Origin of the sequence: Bacillus sp. FSL M8-0077 (assembly GCF_038050255.1) — a bacterium.
Lineage (GTDB): Bacteria > Bacillota > Bacilli > Bacillales > Bacillaceae > Bacillus > Bacillus altitudinis.
In genome coordinates this window covers 2,483,370-2,505,728 of sequence record NZ_JBBPAF010000001.1, presented here as the reverse complement: position 1 = coordinate 2,505,728, position 22,359 = coordinate 2,483,370, and the positions used below count along the sequence as shown (strand labels likewise).

General features: G+C 40.9%; 24 protein-coding genes. 21 read left to right on the top strand and 3 right to left on the bottom strand.

Annotated elements, in window-relative coordinates:
* Window position 1: 1 nt before the first annotated feature.
* From NST57_RS12920 to NST57_RS12880, 9 genes are all read left to right on the top strand, one after another.
* Complete coding sequence (locus NST57_RS12920) at window positions 2–1,090, top strand: acetyl-CoA C-acyltransferase (RefSeq protein ID WP_341299226.1); 1,089 nt, start codon at window positions 2–4, stop codon at window positions 1,088–1,090.
* Window positions 1,091–1,163: 73 nt separating this feature from the next.
* Entirely contained in the window at window positions 1,164–2,246 is a 1,083-nt protein-coding gene (gene mltG / locus NST57_RS12915; RefSeq protein WP_341298653.1) for an endolytic transglycosylase MltG, read from the top strand.
* A 212-nt stretch (window positions 2,247–2,458) separates the two neighbouring features.
* Window positions 2,459–3,124 carry an O-methyltransferase gene (locus tag NST57_RS12910; protein WP_008342672.1) on the top strand — a complete coding sequence of 222 codons (666 nt, stop codon included), beginning with the start codon at window positions 2,459–2,461 and terminating at the stop codon, window positions 3,122–3,124.
* On the top strand, window positions 3,121–4,050 hold the full coding sequence (locus NST57_RS12905) for a peptidase U32 family protein (RefSeq protein WP_008342670.1): 930 nt from the start codon (window positions 3,121–3,123) through the stop codon (window positions 4,048–4,050). The genes NST57_RS12910 and NST57_RS12905 overlap by 4 nt, the downstream gene beginning before the upstream one ends.
* Window positions 4,051–4,070: 20 nt before the next feature.
* The gene (locus NST57_RS12900; RefSeq protein WP_017358097.1) at window positions 4,071–5,339 is read left to right on the top strand and encodes a peptidase U32 family protein; all 1,269 of its coding nucleotides are present in this window, start codon (window positions 4,071–4,073) and stop codon (window positions 5,337–5,339) included.
* Window positions 5,340–5,346: 7 nt separating this feature from the next.
* A complete protein-coding gene (gene udk / locus NST57_RS12895; RefSeq protein WP_007501435.1) occupies window positions 5,347–5,979 on the top strand; it encodes a uridine kinase in 633 nt (210 codons plus the stop codon).
* Between the two features lie 630 nt (window positions 5,980–6,609).
* The gene (gene greA / locus NST57_RS12890) at window positions 6,610–7,083 is read left to right on the top strand and encodes a transcription elongation factor GreA (protein WP_142155572.1); all 474 of its coding nucleotides are present in this window, start codon (window positions 6,610–6,612) and stop codon (window positions 7,081–7,083) included.
* A gap of 50 nt (window positions 7,084–7,133) precedes the next feature.
* Window positions 7,134–8,876, top strand: a complete 1,743-nt coding sequence (locus tag NST57_RS12885; protein ID WP_341298652.1) for a peptidoglycan D,D-transpeptidase FtsI family protein — start codon at window positions 7,134–7,136, stop codon at window positions 8,874–8,876.
* A gap of 67 nt (window positions 8,877–8,943) precedes the next feature.
* On the top strand, window positions 8,944–9,606 hold the full coding sequence (locus tag NST57_RS12880; protein ID WP_007501430.1) for a YrrS family protein: 663 nt from the start codon (window positions 8,944–8,946) through the stop codon (window positions 9,604–9,606).
* A gap of 133 nt (window positions 9,607–9,739) precedes the next feature.
* On the opposite strand, the gene NST57_RS12875 is transcribed toward NST57_RS12880, so the two are convergent.
* Window positions 9,740–9,946 carry a YrzA family protein gene (locus NST57_RS12875; RefSeq protein ID WP_024718362.1) on the bottom strand — a complete coding sequence of 69 codons (207 nt, stop codon included), beginning with the start codon at window positions 9,944–9,946 and terminating at the stop codon, window positions 9,740–9,742.
* A gap of 187 nt (window positions 9,947–10,133) precedes the next feature.
* Between NST57_RS12875 and NST57_RS12870 the strand changes: the two genes are divergently transcribed.
* The 7 genes from NST57_RS12870 (at window position 10,134) to NST57_RS12840 (ending at window position 14,810) form a co-directional block, all read left to right on the top strand.
* Window positions 10,134–10,775 (top strand): class I SAM-dependent DNA methyltransferase, encoded by a 642-nt coding sequence (locus NST57_RS12870; protein WP_341298651.1) that lies wholly within the window; start codon window positions 10,134–10,136, stop codon window positions 10,773–10,775.
* Between the two features lie 15 nt (window positions 10,776–10,790).
* Window positions 10,791–11,486, top strand: coding sequence for a 5'-methylthioadenosine/S-adenosylhomocysteine nucleosidase (gene mtnN, locus NST57_RS12865; RefSeq protein ID WP_035701682.1), 696 nt, complete (start codon window positions 10,791–10,793; stop codon window positions 11,484–11,486).
* 46 nt (window positions 11,487–11,532) lie between these two features.
* Window positions 11,533–12,456, top strand: coding sequence for a PLP-dependent cysteine synthase family protein (locus tag NST57_RS12860; protein ID WP_024718360.1), 924 nt, complete (start codon window positions 11,533–11,535; stop codon window positions 12,454–12,456).
* Window position 12,457: 1 nt separating this feature from the next.
* Window positions 12,458–13,606 (top strand): bifunctional cystathionine gamma-lyase/homocysteine desulfhydrase, encoded by a 1,149-nt coding sequence (locus NST57_RS12855; protein ID WP_341298650.1) that lies wholly within the window; start codon window positions 12,458–12,460, stop codon window positions 13,604–13,606.
* Window positions 13,607–13,679: 73 nt separating this feature from the next.
* The gene (locus NST57_RS12850; RefSeq protein ID WP_035391005.1) at window positions 13,680–13,910 is read left to right on the top strand and encodes a YrhC family protein; all 231 of its coding nucleotides are present in this window, start codon (window positions 13,680–13,682) and stop codon (window positions 13,908–13,910) included.
* A gap of 444 nt (window positions 13,911–14,354) precedes the next feature.
* Window positions 14,355–14,489 (top strand): YrzI family small protein, encoded by a 135-nt coding sequence (locus tag NST57_RS12845; RefSeq protein ID WP_008342648.1) that lies wholly within the window; start codon window positions 14,355–14,357, stop codon window positions 14,487–14,489.
* 159 nt (window positions 14,490–14,648) lie between these two features.
* Complete coding sequence (locus NST57_RS12840; RefSeq protein ID WP_154666048.1) at window positions 14,649–14,810, top strand: hypothetical protein; 162 nt, start codon at window positions 14,649–14,651, stop codon at window positions 14,808–14,810.
* A 43-nt stretch (window positions 14,811–14,853) separates the two neighbouring features.
* On the opposite strand, the gene NST57_RS20365 is transcribed toward NST57_RS12840, so the two are convergent.
* Complete coding sequence (locus NST57_RS20365; protein ID WP_008342643.1) at window positions 14,854–14,979, bottom strand: YjcZ family sporulation protein; 126 nt, start codon at window positions 14,977–14,979, stop codon at window positions 14,854–14,856.
* A 267-nt stretch (window positions 14,980–15,246) separates the two neighbouring features.
* On the opposite strand from NST57_RS20365, the gene NST57_RS12830 reads away from it, so the two are divergent.
* Window positions 15,247–15,849: a class I SAM-dependent methyltransferase gene (locus tag NST57_RS12830; RefSeq protein WP_341298649.1), complete on the top strand. Its 603-nt coding sequence runs from the start codon at window positions 15,247–15,249 to the stop codon at window positions 15,847–15,849.
* A gap of 425 nt (window positions 15,850–16,274) precedes the next feature.
* Window positions 16,275–17,489 carry a formaldehyde dehydrogenase, glutathione-independent gene (gene fdhA, locus NST57_RS12825; RefSeq protein WP_017358089.1) on the top strand — a complete coding sequence of 405 codons (1,215 nt, stop codon included), beginning with the start codon at window positions 16,275–16,277 and terminating at the stop codon, window positions 17,487–17,489.
* Between the two features lie 96 nt (window positions 17,490–17,585).
* Here fdhA and NST57_RS12820 read toward each other — a convergent pair whose 3' ends face one another.
* A complete protein-coding gene (locus NST57_RS12820) occupies window positions 17,586–18,479 on the bottom strand; it encodes a LysR family transcriptional regulator (RefSeq protein WP_341298648.1) in 894 nt (297 codons plus the stop codon).
* 130 nt (window positions 18,480–18,609) lie between these two features.
* On the opposite strand from NST57_RS12820, the gene NST57_RS12815 reads away from it, so the two are divergent.
* From NST57_RS12815 to NST57_RS12805, 3 genes are all read left to right on the top strand, one after another.
* Window positions 18,610–20,052, top strand: a complete 1,443-nt coding sequence (locus NST57_RS12815) for an alanine/glycine:cation symporter family protein (RefSeq protein WP_341298647.1) — start codon at window positions 18,610–18,612, stop codon at window positions 20,050–20,052.
* On the top strand, window positions 20,049–21,206 hold the full coding sequence (locus tag NST57_RS12810; protein WP_341298646.1) for an iron-containing alcohol dehydrogenase: 1,158 nt from the start codon (window positions 20,049–20,051) through the stop codon (window positions 21,204–21,206). The genes NST57_RS12815 and NST57_RS12810 overlap by 4 nt, the downstream gene beginning before the upstream one ends.
* Window positions 21,207–21,442: 236 nt before the next feature.
* Window positions 21,443–22,192 (top strand): glucose 1-dehydrogenase, encoded by a 750-nt coding sequence (locus NST57_RS12805; RefSeq protein ID WP_017367675.1) that lies wholly within the window; start codon window positions 21,443–21,445, stop codon window positions 22,190–22,192.
* The last annotated feature ends 167 nt before the right edge of the window (window positions 22,193–22,359 follow it).

Genomic DNA, 22,359 nt, shown 5'->3' with positions numbered 1-22,359 from the left:
CATGCAAGCCGTGATCGTACAAGCGAAGCGGACGCCCTTCGGTGAGAAAAATGGAATGTTGAAGGATTACCGGCCAGAGCATCTAGCTGCGCCCCTGATCCAGCATTTTTCAAGCGTGACCAAGCCAGATGACGTCATTTTAGGCAACGTCGTCGGGGGTGGTGGCAACATTGCCCGTCTGTCTTCGTTAGAAGCAGGGCTTTCATTACATATTCCGGGTATGACCATTGATAGGCAGTGTGCTTCCGGTCTTGAAGCCATTAGAACGGCGTGCATCATGATTCAGTCGGGGGAGGGATCAATGTATATCGCTGGTGGAACGGAAAGCATTTCTCGGTCACCAATGAAAGAAAGGGCTCGCTTTTCTCCAGGCTGGATAGGAGACCCTCATATGGGGGAAGCGGCAGAGCTGACGGCGTCGAGATTTTCAGTTGCGAGACAAGAGCAAGATGACTATGCACTTTTAAGCTGGGAACGAAGTATAACCGCATTCAAGCAAGGAACGTATTCAGAAGAAATTGTTCCGATTGGCGGGCTGAGCACAGATGAAGCGGCAGCTAAAATAAGACCGATTGCAAGCTTGATAAAACGGGCAAAACCTGTCTTTTTACCAGGCAAAGGTACTGTGACTGTGACCAATAGCTGTAAAGAAGCAGATGGTGCAGCTGCCGTCGTTGTGATGGAAAGAGCGGAAGCGGAGGCAAAAGGCTTCAGCCCTATGTTGCGGTATATCGGGAGTGCCGTGACCGCTATGGACCCGCATTATCCTGCTGCTTCACCAATTGATGCAATCAAGAAACTTTTACATAAAGAACAAGTGAAGATAGAAGATGTTGCACTTTTTGAAATCAATGAAGCGTTTGCGCTCAAAGTAGTGCTCATTGCCCGGACACTAGGTATTCCTTATGACCGTATCAATAAAAGAGGCGGTGCGCTTTGTCTTGGGCATCCATATAGCGCCTCGGGAGCTGCTATGATGGTGAGACTGTTTTACGAAGCCCGCGCCTTACCGAATGGAAGCTATGTCATGGCTGCAATTGGAAGTGGAGGCGGTGTCGGTTTAGCCACACTATGGCAAGTTCTGTCATGACATGCATGAGCAAGTAATTGCCGAACTCCGTCGAATCATGTACTATAAAAGCTAGATGTGAGGAGGGCCATGCATGTTTTCAGAACAAAAGAAACGACCATTTTTAAAACGAAAAATGGGGATCGTCCTGTTATCTGTACTTGCTGTGATCATCATTGCAGCATTATCAGGTTTTTTATATGTAAAATCAGCACTCGGGCCGGTCGATCAAAAAAGCAAACAAACCATTAATATTCATATTCCAAATGGGACATCTGTCAGCGGAATTGCGAGCATTTTAAAAGAAAATGAACTGATTTCAAATGACACGATTTTCACTTACTATGCAAAGTACAAAAAAGCATCAGGCTTTAAAGCGGGCTATTTTCATCTCAAACAAACAATGGATGCGGATCAGCTGATTCAAAAGCTGACATCTGGCGGGACAGACTACGCATTTCAGCTTGTGATACCTGAAGGGAAACAGTTGTCTGATATTGCAGCTATTATTGCAAACCAGACGAATTTTTCAGCGAAAGAAGTTGAAGCGAAGCTGGATGATCCAGCTTTTATTAAAAAATTGATGAAAAAATACCCGAAAACGGTGACATCACAAGTGAACGGGAAACAAGTCAAGTATCCGTTAGAGGGATATTTATTCCCGGCGACGTATCCGTTTTATCGTGAGGATGAATCACTTGAAACCATCATTGACACGATGATTAAACAAACAGATCAATATGTGAAAACGTATGAAAAGGACATGAAAAAGAGAAAGATGTCCATCCATGATGTCCTAACGATGGCATCCCTGATAGAAATGGAAGCGACTGAAAAAACAGACCGGTCAAAAATCTCAAGTGTGTTTTATAACCGGTTGAAAAAGGACATGCCGCTTCAAACAGATCCAACCGTTCTTTATGCGCTTGGCGAGCATAAGTCCCGTGTTTATTACAAAGATTTAAAAGTGAAATCACCTTATAATACGTATACAAACAAAGGGCTTCCGCCTGGACCTATTGCTAATGCTGGAGAATCCTCTTGGAAGGCAGCACTCCATCCAGAGAAAACCGATTTTGTTTACTTCCTAGCAAAGAAAAATGGCGAAGTCGTCTTTACGAAAACGTTAAATGAGCACAACAAAGCAAAAGCGAAATACATCACAGGCAGCAACTAGCGCTCATGTGAAAGGAAAAAGACTGTAGACAATGGTGAAATTGCCTGCAGTTTTTTTCGTTGTTATATCCATTTTATAGGTTCGCATTTACCACATCTTTGTGGTAAAATATATCGGGTTGTTTTTACTTAGATGAACGAAAGATTGACGAGAAAGAGAGCGGCAGCAGGCAGGACTCTTCTTTTTCAGGTCATGAAGGAGCTAGACATATAATGACAATCGAAGATGATCAAATAAATGATTATATTGAAGATTTAATTGAGCCGAGTCCTGATGCCATCGCTCAATTAGAGGAATATGCGAAAGAGCATCATGTACCAATCATGGAAAAGGTGAGCATTGAACTGTTATTGCAGCTGCTTTCTTTGAAAAAACCGAAGAAGATTCTTGAGGTTGGGACAGCGATTGGCTATTCAGCGATTCGAATGGCAGAAGCTCTGCCAGATGCTGAAATCTATACGATTGAGCGAAATGCGAAACGTTATGAGGAAGCGACACGAAATATTGAAGAATTACATTTCAAAGATAGAATTCACGTGTTTTTTGGCGATGCGATCGAATCAGCTAAAACGGTTCAGACGATGGCGCCCTATGATGTGATCTTCATTGATGCGGCAAAAGGTCAGTATCAACGCTTTTTTGAGCTGTTTGAACCGATGCTGTCCGATGACGGAATGATTATTACAGACAACGTATTATTTAAAGGCTTAGTTGCAACAAATTATGAAGAAGAGATTGAAGATAAACGAAAAAAACAATTAATAGGCAAAATTGATCGATACAATCAATGGCTGATGTCAAATCCTGACTACCAAACGTGTATCATTCCGGTTGGAGATGGGATCGCTATTAGTACAAAAAGAGGTGACCAATCATGAAAAAACCAGAATTGCTTGTGACGCCAAGCAAGGTGTCGGATGTACTGCCGCTCATTGAAGCGGGTGCTGACGCATTTTTAATAGGTGAACAAACATATGGAATCCGTCTTGCAGGTGAGTTTTCAAGAGAAGATGTGAAACAAACGGTTCAACTCGCACATGCACATCACAAAAAAGTATATGTCGCCATGAATGCGATTTTTCATAATGACCGTGTGGCACTGCTTGGAGATTATTTAACCTTTCTCGATGGGTTAAACGTGGATGGTGTCGTTTTTGGAGATCCGGCAGTGATCATGGCCGCAAAAGAAACAGGTGTCAACTTGAATCTGCACTGGAGTACAGAAACAACGGGAACAAACTATTACACTTGTAACTACTGGGGCAGAAAAGGCGCAACACGTGCTGTTCTTGCCAAAGAACTCAATATGGATAGCGTGATTGATATCAAAGAAAACGCTGAAGTGGAGATTGAAATTCAAGTCCACGGCATGACCTGTATGTTCCAATCGAAACGGACACTTGTTGGCAACTATTTTGAATATCAAGGCAAACAAATGGACGTGGAAGGCAGAAATATGGAAGAAGGTCTATTCCTTCACGACCAGGAGCGTCAAAACAAATATCCTATTTTTGAGGATGAAAATGGCACACACATTATGAGTCCAAATGATGTATGTATGATTGATGAATTAGAAGAATTTGTCGACGCAGGCATTGACTCATTTAAAATTGACGGAATTTTAAAGTCACTTTCTTATATGACAGAGGTGACATCCCTCTATCGAAAAGCCATTGATTTACTAGTGACTGATAAGGAAGCCTATGAAGATCAGAAAGATGAATGGGTGGAGCGCATTGAAGAGATCCAGCCTGTCAACCGCTCAATCGATACAGGGTTCTTCTTTAAAGAAACGGTTTATTAAGATAAAAGGAGGCAGAGGAAATGGCACTTTTAAAAGATGGAATTTCTGAAGTGATCGATGGAAAACGTGTCATTACAAAAAAACCAGAACTGCTAGCGCCAGCAGGAAACTTAGAAAAACTAAAAATTGCTGTGCATTATGGAGCAGACGCTGTTTTTATTGGTGGGAAAGAATTTGGACTTCGTTCAAATGCAGATAACTTTTCAATCGAAGAAATGGCAGAAGGTGTCGCATTTGCGAACAAATACGGTGCTCGCATTTATGTGACAACGAATATTTTCGCCCACAACGAAAACATGGACGGGCTGGAAGAATATCTTCAAGGGATTGAAGGAGCGGGTGTAGCGGGAATTATTGTCGCTGATCCACTCATCATCGAAACATGCAAACGAGTAGCTCCAAAACTTGAAGTTCACTTGAGCACACAGCAATCTCTTTCAAATTGGAAAGCTGTGCAGTTTTGGAAGGAAGAGGGGCTTGAGCGTGTGGTCCTTGCACGTGAAACAAGCGCTCTAGAGATTAAAGAAATGAAAGAAAAAGTGGATATTGAAATCGAAACGTTCATTCACGGGGCCATGTGTATTGCTTATTCTGGCCGCTGTGTGCTCAGTAACCATATGACAGCGAGAGATTCAAATCGCGGAGGCTGCTGCCAATCTTGCCGCTGGGATTATGATCTTTATAAACTAGAAGGCTCTGAGGAAGCGCCTTTATTCGGTGAAGAAGACGCACCATTTGCGATGAGTCCAAAAGATTTAAAACTCATCGAATCCATACCGCAAATGATCGAAATGGGAATTGACAGCTTAAAGATTGAAGGACGAATGAAGTCCATTCATTATGTAGCAACAGTTGTCAGTGTCTATCGTAAAGTCATTGATGCTTACTGTGCGGATCCAGACAATTTCGTCATTCAACAAGAATGGCTCGATGAATTAGACAAATGTGCCAACCGTGACACGGCTCCTGCCTTTTTTGAAGGTGTACCAGGAACGGATGAACAAATGTTTGGCATTCACGGAAAGAAAACGACCTTTGATTTCGTCGGACTTGTGCTTCATTATGATGAACAAGAACAAATTGTCACATTACAGCAGCGTAATTTCTTTAAAGCTGGCGACGAAGTTGAATTTTTCGGTCCAGAAATCGAAAATTTCACATGCAAGATTGAGACGATTTGGGACGAAAAAGGGAACGAACTCGATGCCGCTCGTCATCCACTGCAAATTGTGAAATTTAAGCTTGATCAAAAAGTATACCCTAGCAACATGATGAGAAAGGGGAAATAACCGGCACATGGGGAAAAAACCAGTGGTGATTGGAATCGCTGGCGGCTCGGGTTCAGGTAAAACGAGCGTCACCAATTCCATTTACGAAAAATTTAAAGGACATTCAATCCTCATGCTTCAGCAAGATTTATATTATAAAAATCAAAGTCATATGCCATTTGAAGAGCGCCTGCTGACCAATTATGATCATCCGCTTGCATTTGACAATGACCTGATGATTGAGCATGTAGAAGCGCTGCTAAAGTACGAGTCCATTGAAAAACCAATTTATGATTTTAAACTAAACACACGTTCAGAAGAGACGGTACATGTTGAACCAAAGGATGTCATCATCGTTGAAGGGATCTTTGCCCTTGAAAATGAACGTCTAAGAAACTTAATGGATATTAAACTGTATGTGGATACAGATGCAGATCTTCGGATTATTCGCCGTATTTTACGTGATACGAAAGAAAGAGGCAGATCGATTGATTCCGTGATTGAACAATATGTATCTGTCGTCAGACCGATGCACAATCAATTCATTGAACCGTCAAAACGATACGCCGATATCATCATCCCAGAAGGCGGTCAAAATCATGTGGCCATTGATTTGATGGTCACAAAAATTCAAACGATTCTTCAAAACCGCGGTGAGTAAATGGTGGAGAAGTAAGACCTTTACGTTGTAAAGGTCTTTTCAACATGATGGAAAAGGTGTACAGTCAACGAAATTATGGATAAGCATTGTAAGAGGCAGCTTTCTAAATCAAGGATTTGATATGATAGGAAAACAATGCTGTGAAATGGAAACAGGAAAATAACGATGGGATGCTGAAAGTTTCAGTTATTCTTGGTTTGTAAAAGTATATTTAAAAAACGACAAACAAATCATCACAAATTTTCAAACAATTCTTGATCAAAATGCAATTTTGTAATAATATAGCATAGACATATCGTACACTGACCATATTATGTATTGGAAGATGGAGAATGGATAAGCTATTCTTCTACATATGATCGAAATGGCCGAACGAGGTACAGGAGCTTCCTGTGCCTTTCCACAGTTTGTGCGATGAAGATAATACATCATCATGAGACCGCTGCTGTTCCTGCCTAATAAAAAGGCATAATAGTTGCATCTAAAAGGGACGCCATGTAAGATGGACTTTTACGAATATGGGACAGAAGGAATGAGGGCCGGAATATGTCCTCATTCTTGTATATTTCAGTCGTCACTCACGTGCAGAAAGCTTGTATGATGAGGATTAATAGAAGGAGTGAAGGATTCATGGCACACGAGAAAGTATTTCCAATGACAGAAGAAGGAAAGCGCAAATTAGAAGAAGAGCTTGAATATTTGAAAACGGTTAAACGTAAAGAGGTTGTAGAGCGTATTAAAATCGCTAGAAGTTTTGGAGACCTCTCTGAAAACTCGGAATATGATTCTGCTAAAGAAGAGCAAGCGTTTGTAGAAGGTCGCATTACAACGCTTGATAATATGATTCGTAATGCCAAAATTATTGAAGATGAAGGTAACTCAAATATTGTTTCACTCGGTAAAACGGTGACATTCGTTGAATTACCGGACGGTGAAGAAGAGTCTTATACAATTGTAGGAAGTGCAGAAGCTGATCCGTTTGAAGGCAAAATTTCAAACGATTCACCAATTGCAAAAAGTCTTTTAGGCAAACAAGTAGACGACAAAGTCACGGTTCAAACACCTGGCGGAGAAATGTTCGTCCAAATTGTAAAAATTTCATAATTACGTTTATACGATGAACACCTCGTCCACAATAGGGACGAGGTGTTTTTATGCTGAAAACAAGAAGAATCCAATGGACAGGTGCCATTATTTTTATATTATTGCTCGGTCTTCTGTTTAGACTAGCGGAAATTCAGTTGTTTTTCACAGAATCTTTTTCAAAACTTGATATTAATTTGATCCAAGAAAGTGTCAGGCAGCGGACAGAAGAAGTAGTCATTTCAGACGGACGCGGCGAATTTTTAGATCGAAACGGCGAGGCACTTCTCACAAAGGAAGAGCCAGCGGTCATCATATTTCCATTCCTGCAATATGACCTCCCTCACTTAAAGCAAACCGCTTCTATACTTGAGATGAAAGAAGATGAACTGAAAAGCCAGCTGACAGAAACGAAGAAACCACTCATTTTAAAAGATGATATGACGAAAAAAAAGCTGAAAGACATCAATGATATGAAATATTCAGGTGTTTACGGCGTATATATGAAAGAGAAGGACAAAAAAAGACTTGCCCTCCACACATTAGGCTTCACAAGCGAGAATCCAGAACTCTTGAGAAAGCGTTATCCGGACAAAAAAGAACTTTCAATCCGCACTGAGATCGGTACATTCGGTTTGGAAAGTACATTTGACGAATTTCTATTACCAGAGCAAGACACAAAATTGTTATATCATGTGGACGGAAGGGGAAACCCTTTGTTTGGGATGGACGTCAAATATACAGCAGAAGCTCATTCGTTTTATCCGCTGCAAGTGCAGACAACCATGGACGTAGACATGCAGAGGGAAATGGAGAATGTTCTCAAAGCACAAGGTGTTGAAAAAGGCGGAGCGGTTCTGCTCGACATCCAAAATAGCAGTGTGCTGGCGATGGCGAGTGTTCCAAATGTGACCAGCAAAAACCGGCATGAGGCAAGAAATTACATGCTGACCGCAATGGCTCCCGGTTCTGTATTTAAAACGGTCGTACTTGCCGCAGCGATTGAAAAAAACTTGAACCAGCCACAAACGATGTATGATTGTCGAAAGAATTTATATGGAGAGCCAGAAGGAAAGCAGGAAGTACTGAATCTGTCTGAAAGCTTTGCGCAAAGCTGTAATTATACATTTGCGACACTCGCTGAGCAGCTCATCCAAACAGATGATCAAATCCTTGAAAAGACAGCTTCAAAGCTGGGGCTTTTGGATCGAGCAGGCTGGGAAGGGGATGTATACCATAAGCAACAATTCAAACAGTTTGATCGTGAAGAAACAGGCAGTGTGTGGGGAGATAAAAGAGACAAGCATGTCAAAAAAGCCATTGCGCAAACGGCGATTGGTCAAAAAAATGTCAAAACAACCCCCTTACAAATTGCCAATATGATGGCAACGATTGCAAGGGGCGGAGAACGAAAAGAAGTGAGAATTGCAGATAAAGTGCTGTATCAAAACGGAACAACGATGCTATCCTTTCAAAACAAACGACCTGATGGTGACAGTATTGACCGCTATACAGCTCAAACCTTGCAAAAGTACTTAAGGCAGGTGGTGACGTCTGACAAAGGAACAGGAAGAAGATTTCAAGACCTGCCGTTCCATATAGCAGGGAAATCAGGCACTGCCCAAACCGGCAGCAAAGATAAACAGGGGAATCCACTTTATCACAAGTGGTTTGCCGGATACTTTCCGGCAGAAAAACCAAAATACGCTCTCGTCGTTGTTCACCTTGATGAGGCAAGTGGCCGGGCTAAGACAAATGAAGCGTTTTATGATATTGTAAAAAAGGTCAATGAAATTGAAAAGAAACAGACATAGAACATCCCTTCATGTCATGTTAGAATAGTAACGACTTAGGGAACAGAGGCAAAGGAGTGCAGAGATTTTGAGTAGAAATTCTCGATTTGAACATCGTGATAAGCGCAGAAAGGCGAATATGGTGCTTAACATATTAATTGGTATCGTTGTGGTGCTTATTTTGGTTGTCGCATCGAGTTTGTTAATTTTTAATAGACCACCGAAAGATGTAGCCAACGAACCATCCAAAACAGCACCTGCATCGAGTGAAAATAAACAAAACTCAGAAGAAGATGTGAAAGATCAAAAGAAAGATACATCCGATGATGCGGATGCAAAAAAAGACGATTCATCTGACAAAAAAGACGATACAAAGAAAACAGATGATGAAGAAGAGCCAAACAAAGATGCGTTAAAAGATGCCACAGAAACAGATGGCGGTAAAACAAGTGACGTAGACAAAACATATGAAAACGATAACTGGGAGCCTGTAGGAACAGAGCAATCGGGATCACATACAGCAACCTATGATGCTAACTCAAAAGACTGGAAAGAAATGATCAAAGCCATGTCCTATGCGACAGGAATCTCAGAAGATCAAATGACTGTTATTTGGTTAGGAAATAACGGAGGACCTCAAGATGCAAAAGGAACCATCCGTGATAAATCAACAGGTGAACGCTACCGTGTAGAAATTACGTGGGTGGACGAAAAAGGCTGGAAACCTGTGAAGGTTGAAAAATTAAAATAAAAAAGATGCATGCAAAAAGGCTAAAATGAACTTCATTTTAGCCTTTTTCTTCTTTTCAGATAGAAAACCTTTGCAGTCTAGGAAGGACTAGCACCGGCGCACAGACCTGACTGCCTACACGCTGATCTTTTTTTTATGAGACATTCGCTTTAAAATGAACAACTGCTGTATACAAAATCTTATCATCAATGACAGTCGTTTGATGACTCACAGAATGAACAGTCAGCAAGATCGCCTGATTATGTTCAATTTGTTTTTGGATCTTTTGTTCAAGTTCTTTTAAAGACGTTGCTTCAAAAAATTCAATTTTGTCCTTTAAAAAATCCAGTTGAAAATCCATTTCATTCATCCCTCCATGCTCTAGATTCATCATAATCTCTCCCATTCAAAAGGGCAAATATTTTTCTACCCCACTCAGTATTTTTTAGTAGGAAAGAATCAGAAGATGTGGTAGGATAGGAACTGTTCGACGGAATAAAACATACTATACGGATAGGAATAAATAGATAAAGTGGAGGGAAAGAAAAATGGGACGTGAGTTTCTTTCTTTATTTGATCATTGGGCTGAATCTTATGATGACACTGTAAGTGGTCATGACGAGCAGTATAAAGAAGTGTTTCGCCGGTATCCGGCCATTCTAAAAGAGATTACTCGCCGTGCAGGTCAACATGTCATTGAGTTTGGAAGCGGCACAGGAAACCTAACGGCGGCACTGCTTCAAGCAGATAAGAAAGTGTTTGGCGTTGAACCTTCAGAGGCCATGAAGAAAGCGGCTCTTCAAAAAGGAATACCAGATGTATTTCATGACGGGGATTTTTTATCGTTTCCATCTCCACCTTTTGTGCCAGATACGATCGTCAGTTCATATGCTTTCCATCATTTAACGGACGAAGAAAAAAAACAAGCCATCCACACCTATGGCAACATCCTTCCCTCAGGTGGTAAAATAGTCTTTGCTGATACAATGTTTCAAAATCAAGCAGCACATCAAGCTGCAACGAACAAAGCGAAAGCCGCTGGATTCGATCAGCTTGCAGAGGATTTAGAAACGGAATACTATCCATCCATAGGTGTGTTAAAGCAAATCTTTGAAGAAGAAGGTTTTAGCACATCTTTTCATCAAATGAATGATTTTGTGTGGATCGTAGAAGCGAAGAAAAGGGAATGAAAGGATGTTTTTGATTTGAAAATCGCAGTGATAGGTGCAATGGAAGAAGAAGTGACGATTTTAAGAGACCAACTAAAGAATGCCACACAAGAAAACATCGCTGGGTGTGAATTTACAACAGGTGTTTATGAAGATAAAGAAGTGATTTTATTAAAATCAGGGATTGGAAAAGTGAATGCAGCGGTCAGTACAACACTTCTGCTTGACCGCTTTCAGCCAGATTATGTGATCAATACAGGATCAGCTGGCGGTTTCCATCACTCATTAAATGTAGGTGATATTGTCATCTCTACAGATGTTAGACATCATGATGTGGACGTGACGATCTTTGATTACGAATATGGACAAGTGCCAGGATTACCAGCTGCTTTTCTCGCAGATGAAAAGCTTGTGAAGCTGGCAGAGGAATCTGCTTCAGAAATCGATCATATTCAAGTGGCAAAAGGAACGATTGCAACAGGAGATTCATTTATGGATGATCCTGGTCGTGTCGCGTTTGTGAGAGAGAAATTCCCAGAGCTGTATGCAGTGGAAATGGAGGCAGCAGCAGTTGCGCAAGTTTGCCATCTATTTGAAACGCCATTTGTGGTCGTTCGAGCGTTGTCAGATATTGCTGGTAAAGAATCCAATATCTCTTTTGATCAATTTCTAGAGCAAGCAGCGATTCACTCAACAGACCTTGTCCTGCGTATGATAAAGCAAACACAATAAAAGAAGGGGTTTCCCCCTTCTTTTCCATACAAAGGAAGGGATTTATATGGCTGTCATACATGATATTACGGAATTAATTGGCCACACACCGCTTTTAAAACTGTCAGGGATGGGTGTGCCGGCAGGTGTTGATGTTTATGCAAAACTTGAAATGATGAACCCAGGCGGAAGTATTAAGGATCGCTTAGGTGATATGCTGATTAAAGAAGCGCTGGCATCAGGCAAACTGCGCCCAGGCGGAACCATTATTGAAGCAACTGCAGGAAACACAGGCATCGGGCTTGCGCTAAGTGCAAGAAAACATCAATTGCATCCGATCTTCTGTGTACCAGAACATTTTAGTCAAGAGAAACAACAGCTCATGAAGGCGCTTGGTGCAGAGATTATTCATACACCAAGAAAAGATGGGATGAAGGGTGCGATCGATCGAGCCCTTGAACTAGAGGCAAGCCTTGACAATGCTTATTGTGTCTTACAATTTAAAAACCAAGTAAATCCATTGACTTACTACAAAACGCTCGGGCCAGAAATATGGTCTGACCTCCAGGGGAACATAGACGTGTTTGTAGCAGGAGCGGGTTCTGGCGGAACGTTTCAAGGATGTGCTGCCTATTTAAAAGAGCAAAAAGAAGCGCTAAAAACAGTGATCGTGGAACCAGAAGGATCTATTTTAAATGGCGGAAAGCCGGGACCGCATAGAACGGAAGGAATTGGCCTTGAATTTATTCCAGATTATATGGAATCGACTTTATTTGACGAGATTTATACCGTCAGTGACGATGATGCGTTTCGAATGGTGAAAGAAGCAGCTGAAAAGGAAGGTGTTCTGCTCGGAAGCTCGTCTGGAGCCGCTCTATTTGCCGCTTTAGAGGAAGCGAAAAAGGCATCACCTGGGACAGTGATCGTCACCATTTTTCCAGATAGCAGTGAGCGTTATCTAAGTAAAGGTATTTATGAGGGAGGAAAATAAAATGAAGCCAAAAACAATGATGATTCATAGTGGAATCACTGGTGATGAAAAAACAGGAGCCGTGTCTGTTCCCATTTACCAAGTCAGCACCTATAAGCAGCCTAAAGCAGGCGAGCACACTGGATATGAATATTCCAGAACTGCGAATCCAACAAGAACAGCACTGGAAACAGTCGTTCGTGATCTTGAAGGCGGGGCAAACGGCTATGCATTCGGTTCAGGAATGGCTGCAATTACAGCCGTGATGATGCTGTTTAACAGCGGAGATCATATCGTACTGACTGACGACGTGTACGGCGGAACCTATCGTGTGATGACAAAGGTGCTCAACCGGATTGGCATTAAAGCCACATTTGTAGACACAAGTGATCCTGAAGCGGTGAAAAAAGCAATTTTACCAGAAACAAAAGCCGTCTATATTGAATCACCAACCAATCCATTGCTGAAAATGACCGATCTACAAGCCATAAGCCGGATCACGAAAGAAGCTGGCATCTTGATGATTGTCGATAATACGTTTTTTACCCCATATTTTCAAAAGCCGATTTCATATGGGGCTGACATTGTCTTGCACAGTGCCACAAAATATTTAGGCGGCCATAGTGATGTGGTGGGCGGACTTGTCGTGACAGCTACTGAAGAGCTTGGTGAAGAACTGCACTTTGTTCAAAACTCTACAGGCGGTATTCTTGGACCGCAAGATGCGTGGCTTCTAATGCGAGGGATGAAAACGCTCGGACTAAGAATGGAAGCACATCAACAAAACGCGCAGAAAATCGCTGAGTTTTTAGAGCAGCATCCTGCGATTACACGTGTCTATTACCCAGGTTTAAGCGCTCACCCAGGTCATGAGCTTGCAAAAACTCAAGCAACAGGCTTTGGCGGTATGATTTCTTTTGATATTGGAAAAGAAGAAAATGTCGACGTGTTTTTAAGCCAACTGAAATTGTTTACAATCGCAGAAAGCCTTGGTGCGGTTGAAAGTTTAATCTCTGTTCCTGCTCGCATGACCCATGCATCCATTCCAAAAGAGCGCAGGGAAGAGCTTGGTATCACAGATGGTTTAATCCGTATTTCTGTCGGTATTGAGGATATTGATGACTTATTACATGATATTGAACAAGGTCTTGATGCACTAGTGAATGGATAGATTTACATGCCCCTCACTTTCTCTCACTATGGTAAGCTATCAATAGATATTGATAAACGGGAAGGTGAAACAAGTGAAGAAAAAGTGGGATGGTTTAGTGACAGATTACAAGCAATACGCTTTTATTTTGCTTGCTGTTAGCACCTTTTTATATATTGGTACGATTTTACCGAATCAGCACCTAGAAGCATCACCAAAAATGCTGATGATGGCAGTTGATTGTGTTTTCTTATTAGCCGCTTTTCTTTGCGTGAAACGTGCGATCTTTTTTCAAAAAAAATTGCAAGAACTAGATGAAGATTAAGTCGAAAAGTCTCCTCATGTGATGAGGAGACTTTTTTGATTACACTGGATAATCGGACAAGAATTTCTGTAGAAATTTAGTCAAACACACAAAAATCATCTAATTTACTAAAAACAGGTTTACAAAATGGTGCTTGCTGGATATACTTACAAAGTAATTAAAAACGTAAAGGAGGCTGAAGAATATGTTATTCGTATCTACTTGTGATCAATTCAACAACCAATTTCATCATGTCATCAGCCTGTGGAAGAGCTCGTGTCCTTCCTTTACCTTTTACGGTTCACGCTACAAAACTGTTTAAGTAAACGAGGATTTCACGTATCATCCATCGCAGGTTAGAAGACACTGTCTTTTGATCTGCATTTTTGTGTGCCCGCAGGTCAACTGATAAAGAAGATCTGCGGGCTATTTCGCGTGCTGCGAACTGAAGGGAGGTGAGCGTATATGACAATCCATTTATTTTTTATTACTTTGACGATCCAACGTAAATACAAAGACATTGAAACGGTTCTTTATGAACAACAAGTCGAAACATTTTATGAAGAAATGAAGCAGAAACAACTAAAGTACATGAACTAAAAAGGACAATAAAAAGATGAAAAGGAGGAGATTGACATGTTTATGATGCTTGCAATGCTTGATTGTTATACAAGGGAGAAGGACCAGGTTTAGACACGCTCCACATTGATCACCTGCACATATGATAACCGTAAAAGGAGATTGTGAGGTGATCAATGAATGTCGATGTCACCATATATGAGGTTTCCGTCAGTGGGGCACGGGTATGCGTCTATTCCGCATTCTTTAAAGCACGGGTACGGCAATCCATACAGAATGCAAAGAGAGCAAGAAGAAATGCTCAGACGCTATATGTACAATTATCCAACCTATTGGTATTAAAGAAAAGGAGCAGGAAACGTCATCGTTTCCTGCTCCTTTTACATTAGCAAATCCAGCTTGCACCGATGATGATTAACAAAATGAACAGTACAACAAGCAATGCGAATCCGCCTGCAAAACCGCCACCGTAGCCACCGCAGTAGCCTCCAGAATAACCGCCAAAGCCCATAATCTAGCACCACCTTTATCTAATCAAGATACATTCATAAAATATGCAGCTCATGCGGAAAACGAAATCAATCTGAACACAATTAATGAAAATGCCTATTTGTTTAAATATTTTTCATTACGTGCGAAACATTTTCAGAAAAGGTGCCGTCTAATAAAAGACAAAGGAATTAGGACTAGGTCTTAACTTTTGTTAGGCGAGAGCCGATATGAAAAGTAAGAAAATTCGTAAATAGTTTTATTTACTGGTGCAAAGCAGGTGTTGACATTGATTCAAAGCTGGATTGGAAAACAAATGAGGGAACCAAAGGGCTTGTTCTCAAAATGGGTAGCCCGCTATATGGAAAAAAATCATCATAATATCAATCAATGGACGATTCAACTCTTAAATATACAAGAAAACGACCGGATTTTAGAAATTGGTACTGGAAGAGGTATGACATTATCTAAAGTAGCAGAAAAACTTGATCGAGGAAAAGTATATGGAATCGATGCTTCGCGTCATATGGTAAAATACGCGAAAAGAAAACATAAGAGGCTTGTCGAGCAGGAAAAAGCCGTTATTGCACTTGGAAAAGCTGAGCAATTACCTTTTGAAGACAGATCATTCAATAAATTGTTCACAGTGCAGACCATCTATTACTTGCCAGATATAGAAAAAGTCATGAAAGAGGTATATCGCGTTCTTCAAGTGGATGGAGAAGTATTCTTATCTTTTCAAAAGCAGGAACTGATGAAGGAACAAAAACGCTCACAGTCTCTTTCAACGTACAGTGAAGAAGACATCAGCTGTCTTTTTTCAGCGTATCACTTTAGAGACGTCTCTGTTTACCATTATGATACATACATCTGTATCAAAGCCTTAAAATGATGAAAATATTTCCCAGGTAATGAACAAGCACTCAAAAAAAGGCTCTTCGACAGAAGGGCCTTTTTTGCATGTGGGAATTGATCATTCATCAATAAAAAAGACTCTTCACAAGAAGAGTCTTTTGCATTCATTTCATATGTAGGGGCCAGCCAGGTGTGTAAGGAATGATAGTATATATAAGGAATTTGTTTGTCGATTAAGGATACCTGTCTGGCTTATTCCTTATATCGACAATGTTCTTCAAATGTTTAGCTTTTTTTTCAATATTTTCTTTTTTATTTGACTGGAAAATACATTTTTCTCTCCTGGATAGACATTTTTTATTTACTATTTGAGTCAATGTGTGGTTGAAAGAAGGAAAAAGCCCGAGAAAGAGAGAACTTTGGAGAGACTTCATTTTTAAACAAAAAGGGAGGAATGAAAACATGTCGGGAAACAAAGGTGTCGTTTATAAAGGAGCAGGAAATGTAGCAGTTGAAGATATTGGATACCCTGATTTGGTTTTAAGGGATGGCCCTGGTGTACCTAAAGCCAATGTTGGACGTAAGTGTGAGCATGGCGTCATTTTAAAAGTGGTGACAACAAACATTTGCGGGAGCGACCAGCACATGGTAAGAGGGCGCACAACTGCGCCTGAAGGACTTGTCCTTGGTCATGAGATTACTGGTGAAGTCGTTGAAGTTGGACGAGATGTAGAGTTTATCCAAAAGGGTGATCTCGTATCAGTTCCATTTAATATTGCCTGTGGTCGCTGCGTCATGTGTAAGGAACAAAAAACCCATGTGTGTTTAAATGTAAACCCCGATCGACCTGGCTCAGCTTATGGATATGTAGATATGGGCGGATGGGTTGGCGGCCAATCGGAGTACGTCATGGTGCCATATGCTGATTTCCAGCTACTCAAATTTCCGGACAAAGATCAGGCGATGGAAAAAATACTTGATTTGACGATGCTTTCTGATATATTCCCGACAGGTTTTCATGGTGCTTATACGGCTGGCGTAAAACCGGGCTCTACCGTCTATATTGCTGGTGCAGGGCCAGTAGGTCTAGCAGCAGCGCATTCCGCTCAGCTCCTTGGCGCTTCTGCTGTCATCGTCGGCGATCTCAATGAACAAAGGCTCGAGCAGGCGAGAAGCTTTGGCTGCGAAACGATTAACTTACGAAAACATGATCGAATCGGTGAACAAATGACAAACATCCTTGGAGAGCCAGAAGTCGACTGTGCGGTCGATTGTGTCGGCTTTGAAGCTTCAGGTCATGGAGATCAAGGAGAAGCACCAGCCACCGTTTTAAATACAATTATGGATATTACCAAAGTTGGCGGTAAGCTTGGAATTCCAGGACTTTACGTCACAGAAGATCCAGGTGCTGTGGATGAAGATGCAAAAGTTGGATCTCTGAAAGTGCGAATTGGACTTGGCTGGGCCAAAGCCCATACCTTTGTGACAGGCCAAACCCCTGTCATGCAATATCACCGCAGCTTGATGAAATCTATTTTAAGCGGAAGGGCACAAATCGCCAAAGCCGTTAATGCCACCGTGATTTCCCTTGATCAAGCCCCTAAAGGATATAGCGATTTTGATTCGGGTGTGGCGAAGAAATTTGTGATTGACCCGCATGGGATGATTTCTAAATAATGATCCATCGAAAAAACTTACAGGATTTTTCCTGTAAGTTTTTTGTTTGTTACATATAAAAAGATGAAGCTGTTCTGCTACATTCGATGTCAATTGTTAGCCGTGCCTGAGTATATAATCCTCTGTTAAATCAACAAACGCCTTCAAAGCAGGAGACATCCATTTATTTTTATGCCAGAATAGTTGGATTTTCGTTGTGAGACAGGGTCCCATCCAATTGATTTTAATCATATGGCCTTCTGTTATTTCTCTTTTTATGGAAATTTCGGGAAGTACAGCAATTCCTAGACCAGCCATTACACATTTTTTTATGGCTTCTACATCTGCTAGTTCTAGTTTACTTCTCGGTTTTGCTCCTGCCTGTGTCAAAGAGTGTTCGAAGGCATAACGATAATCGCAGTCTTCAGTTAACAACAATCTTTGCTCGTCTAAATCGATAGGATATACTTTTTGTTTTTTGCTCAATGGATTTGTTGGACAGCATACAATGGCCATCGGTTCATCTTTTAATTCTTTTACAATTAAATGTGAGGATACGACAGGATTCATCGATAATAGGGCGACATCAATTTGTCCTTCCAGTAATAGATTTAAAACATCCTTTTCAGCTATTCCGGGCCGAAAAATCAGTTCTACTTTAGGATACGTTGTTTGAAAGTCCGTTAAAATATGAGGAAGTCGATAGGTACATTGTGTTTCAGATGCACATATTCTCAAAATGCCGCTTGGCTCACTCATCCCGCCAACAGCCTCTAATGCTTCTTCTGTTAAACCTAAAATCTTATCCGTATAATCTTGAAACTTTATGCCAGCTTCTGTTAAAACCACCCTTTTTCCAAGCCTTTCAAAAAGAGGGGTTCCTAGCTCTTCTTCTAATGCAGCGATATTTGCTGTGATACTAGATTGTGCATAGCCAAGTATTTGTGCTGTTTTTGTAAAGTTTAATACTTTTGATGCTGTTTGGAACATCATCAGTTGCTTTATTTCCAACGTCAATCCCTCCTAAATCGGATGAGCCGATTGATGCAATCAGAAAACTTCTATAGATAGATCATAACATTTTTACTATGATAAAAGTAGGCGCTTTCATAATTTAGAATGTTCAGATTTTATAGGGGGGATGGCTTTGTTTGAAACGATTGTTAATTCAATAAATGACTTTTTATGGACATATATTTTAGTCGTTATGTTAATAGGGATTGGAATCTACTTTACGGTGAGAATGAAGTTTATGCAAATTGTCTTACTAAAAGAGATCTTCCGTTCTATTTTTGAAAAAGCTCCAAAAATAAAAGGGAGTCAAGATATTTCTTCAATGCAAGCTTTCTTTATCGGAGCAGCGACGAGGATTGGAACTGGAAATATGGCAGGTGTTGCTATTGCCATCACAGTTGGTGGTCCTGGAGCTATTTTCTGGATGTGGTTTGCAGCAGTTTTAGGGGGAGCTTCTGCATTTGTCGAAAGCACACTCGCTCAAATATATAAAGTGAGAACAAGTGATGGTTTTAAAGGTGGGCCAGGCTATTATATACAAAAGCAATTTGGACTGAAATGGCCAAGTAGGATCTTTGCCTTTTCTGTTATTCTTAGTTTTGGCTTAATTTTTAATGCAGTACAAACGAACACCATCACAAATGCCTTTCGATATTCATTTGGTATCAGTCCAATTGGTATGGGGGGATTCGTAACCATTCTTACGGCTCTCATCATTTTTGGTGGTGTAAAGAGAATTGCCCGCTTTACCCAAATCATTGTGCCAATCATGTCCTCGTTTTATATTATCTTAGCACTTTATGTGATTGTGACAAATATCGCTGATGTACCCGCAGCATTAGCAAGTATTATGAAAAGTGCGTTTGGATTAGAGCAAATGGTTGGAGGCGGAATCGGCGCTGCAATAATGAACGGTGTCAAACGCGGTTTATTTTCCAATGAAGCAGGAATGGGAAGTGCGCCAAATGCAGCTGCTGCTGCTCATGTTTCACACCCAGTAAAACAAGGGTTTGTTCAATTATTAGGCGTATTTTTTGATACATTAGTTGTTTGTAGTTGTACAGCATTTATTATTATGCTATCAACAGTAGAAACAGCAGGTGATTTGTCAGGTATTGAAATTACTCAAGCTGTAATGGCACAGCATTTCGGTTCTTGGGCTAGTATTTTCTTAGCATTTGCGATCTTTACTTTTGCATTTAGCTCCATTGTAGGTGGCTACTATTACGGTGAAGCCAATATCGGTTTTATTCATAACAGTGTAACCGCGCTATTCGTGTATCGAATCACTGTTTTAATGATGATTATGTTTGGTGCTCTCGCCAACTTACAAATCGTTTGGACGTTAGCGGACTTGTCGATGGCGATTATGGCTATTGTTAACTTGGTTGCCATTGCGATTTTAGGCAAATTTGCTTTTGCGGCTCTAAATGATTACATGGGACAAAGAAAGGTAGGAAAGAACCCTGTTTTTTACGCTTCTACCATTCCTGGTTTAAAAGGAATAGAATGGTGGGGAGCAGAAAAACAAGCGATTAAATCAACAAATGAAGGGGTAGAAAATCAATGATAAATTTTGAATATGATTGTCATACGAAAATGATCATGGGGGCGGGGAAATCTAAAGAAATTGCCTCTATTGTAGAGGACATTGTATTGCCTAGTGCTACAATTATGATTGTGACTGACCCTGGTGTAAAAAGCGCAGGATTGGTGACGCCTATTGAAGCATATTTGCAAGAAGCTGGTTATTCCGTTGTCGTCTTTGATCAAGTATCTCCAAACCCAAGAGATCATGAATGTCTAACGGGTGCAGAGCTCTTTAGAAAAGTACAAGCATCAGCGGTTATTGCGATTGGTGGAGGCAGCCCAATGGATACGGCAAAAGCCATTGCTTTATTAGGTCCAAATGGCGGTAATCCTGAAGAGTATATAGCAGGGAAGAAGGCGTACACAAATGTATCACCCTTAATTTGTATTCCAACCACGGCTGGAACTGGCTCTGAGGTGACCCGTTCATCTGTGATTACGTTAGCTGCTTCACATAAAAAAATCACCTTAAAACATGCCTTGCTTCGACCAACTATTGCGATTTTGGATCCTGCTCTTACTTCTACGGTGCCAAAAAGTATAACAGCGGCAACAGGTGTTGATGCACTGGTCCATGCGATTGAAGGCTATACATGTAAAGAAACAAACCCTATTTCTAAGGCGATGGGGGCAAGCGCAATGAAAACCATTGTGACCTATTTACCGAAGGCGTATGAAGACGGATCTGATTTAGAAGCAAGATACAAAATGCAGGAAGGCAGTTTACTCGCTGGCTTATGCTTCGGTTCCGCTGATGTAGCAGCCGTGCATTGTTTAGCCGAAGCGCTCGGCAGTCTTTATGATACGCCTCATGGTATCGCAAATGCTGTATTTTTACCTTATGTCATACAATTTAATGCAGCTGAAAACAAATCATTGCACATAGAGCTTGCAAACATCATGGGCTTTGCAGATAAAACGGATGCAGATGATGTGGCGATTCAAAAATTAATTGATGGTATGTATACATTCACAAAGAATTTAGGTATTCCATCACTAAAAGAATTATCTTATGTAAAAGTAGAAGATTTTGAAAAAATGGCTGAACTAGCAGAACAAAACAACTCTACAAAAAGCAATGTTCGTGCCGTTACGAAAGCGGACTACTTAGACATGCTAAAGGCTGCTTTTTAAAATAATCATACAGAAAAAGAGACGAATAGAATGACTGAAATATAAACACGAACTTTCCCAGACTTTACACAAGAAGCAAACGACTATGTCGTTAATATGGAGAATTACAAATATACCACCCTCCTAATGTATGATTTAGGTGGTGGTTTTTCTATGTCCCATTTGACTAGGTATCATGTATACATGAGTGGTATGATAGACGACAACATCTCATGAGAGAAAGGATAGGATAAACGATGAATTTTCACAATAAAACAGTCGTTATCACTGGCGCAGCCAATGGAATTGGTGAATCGATCGCGTATGGCTATGCGAAAGAAGGGGCGCGTGTCGTGCTTGCGGATATTGACGAAGAGAAGGGCAAGCGCTTGGAAGATCAGCTGAAAAAGGAGTCCTTTGAGGCTTTTTTTAAAAAAACGGATGTGAAACAAGAGAAGGATATTCAAGACATCATGTCGGCTGCCGTGGCTCGTTATCAAACGATCGATATTCTCATCAATAATGCAGGGGTTATGTGTACAAAATCGCCTTATGAGCTAACGGTTGATGAGTTTGATCATGTGCTGCATACAAACCTACGAGGTGCTTTTTTATGTGCAAGGGAAGCGGCACGTTATATAAAAGAGAATCAATCAGGCGGTTCTATCGTTAATATCTCATCCACTCGCGCGACCATGTCAGAACCAGATACAGAAGCGTATGCTGCATCAAAAGGCGGGATATCAGCACTTACTCATGCGCTGGCTGTTTCCTTTAGTCAGGATCATATAACAGTAAACAGCATTTCCCCTGGGTGGATTGAAACGAAGGATGAGAAAAATTTGCGAGAAATTGACCATCAGCAGCATCTTTCCAATCGAGTAGGAACGCCAAAGGATATTGTCAAAGCTTGTTTTTATTTAACAGATGAAGACAATCAATTTGTGACAGGAACAGATTTGGTTGTTGATGGCGGCATGACTAGAAAAATGATTTATGCGGATTAACATGAAAAAAACATTGACGCCTTGACGGAGGCGCAGTACAATATGTAACAATTCAGCTGAAGATCGTGATGAAAAAAAGATAAAGCATAAATAGAGAAGAGTATGTAATGGCTGCCTCACACAGAGAACTCTGTGAAGCTGAGAAGGAGCTGGGAAGCGTTACAGAA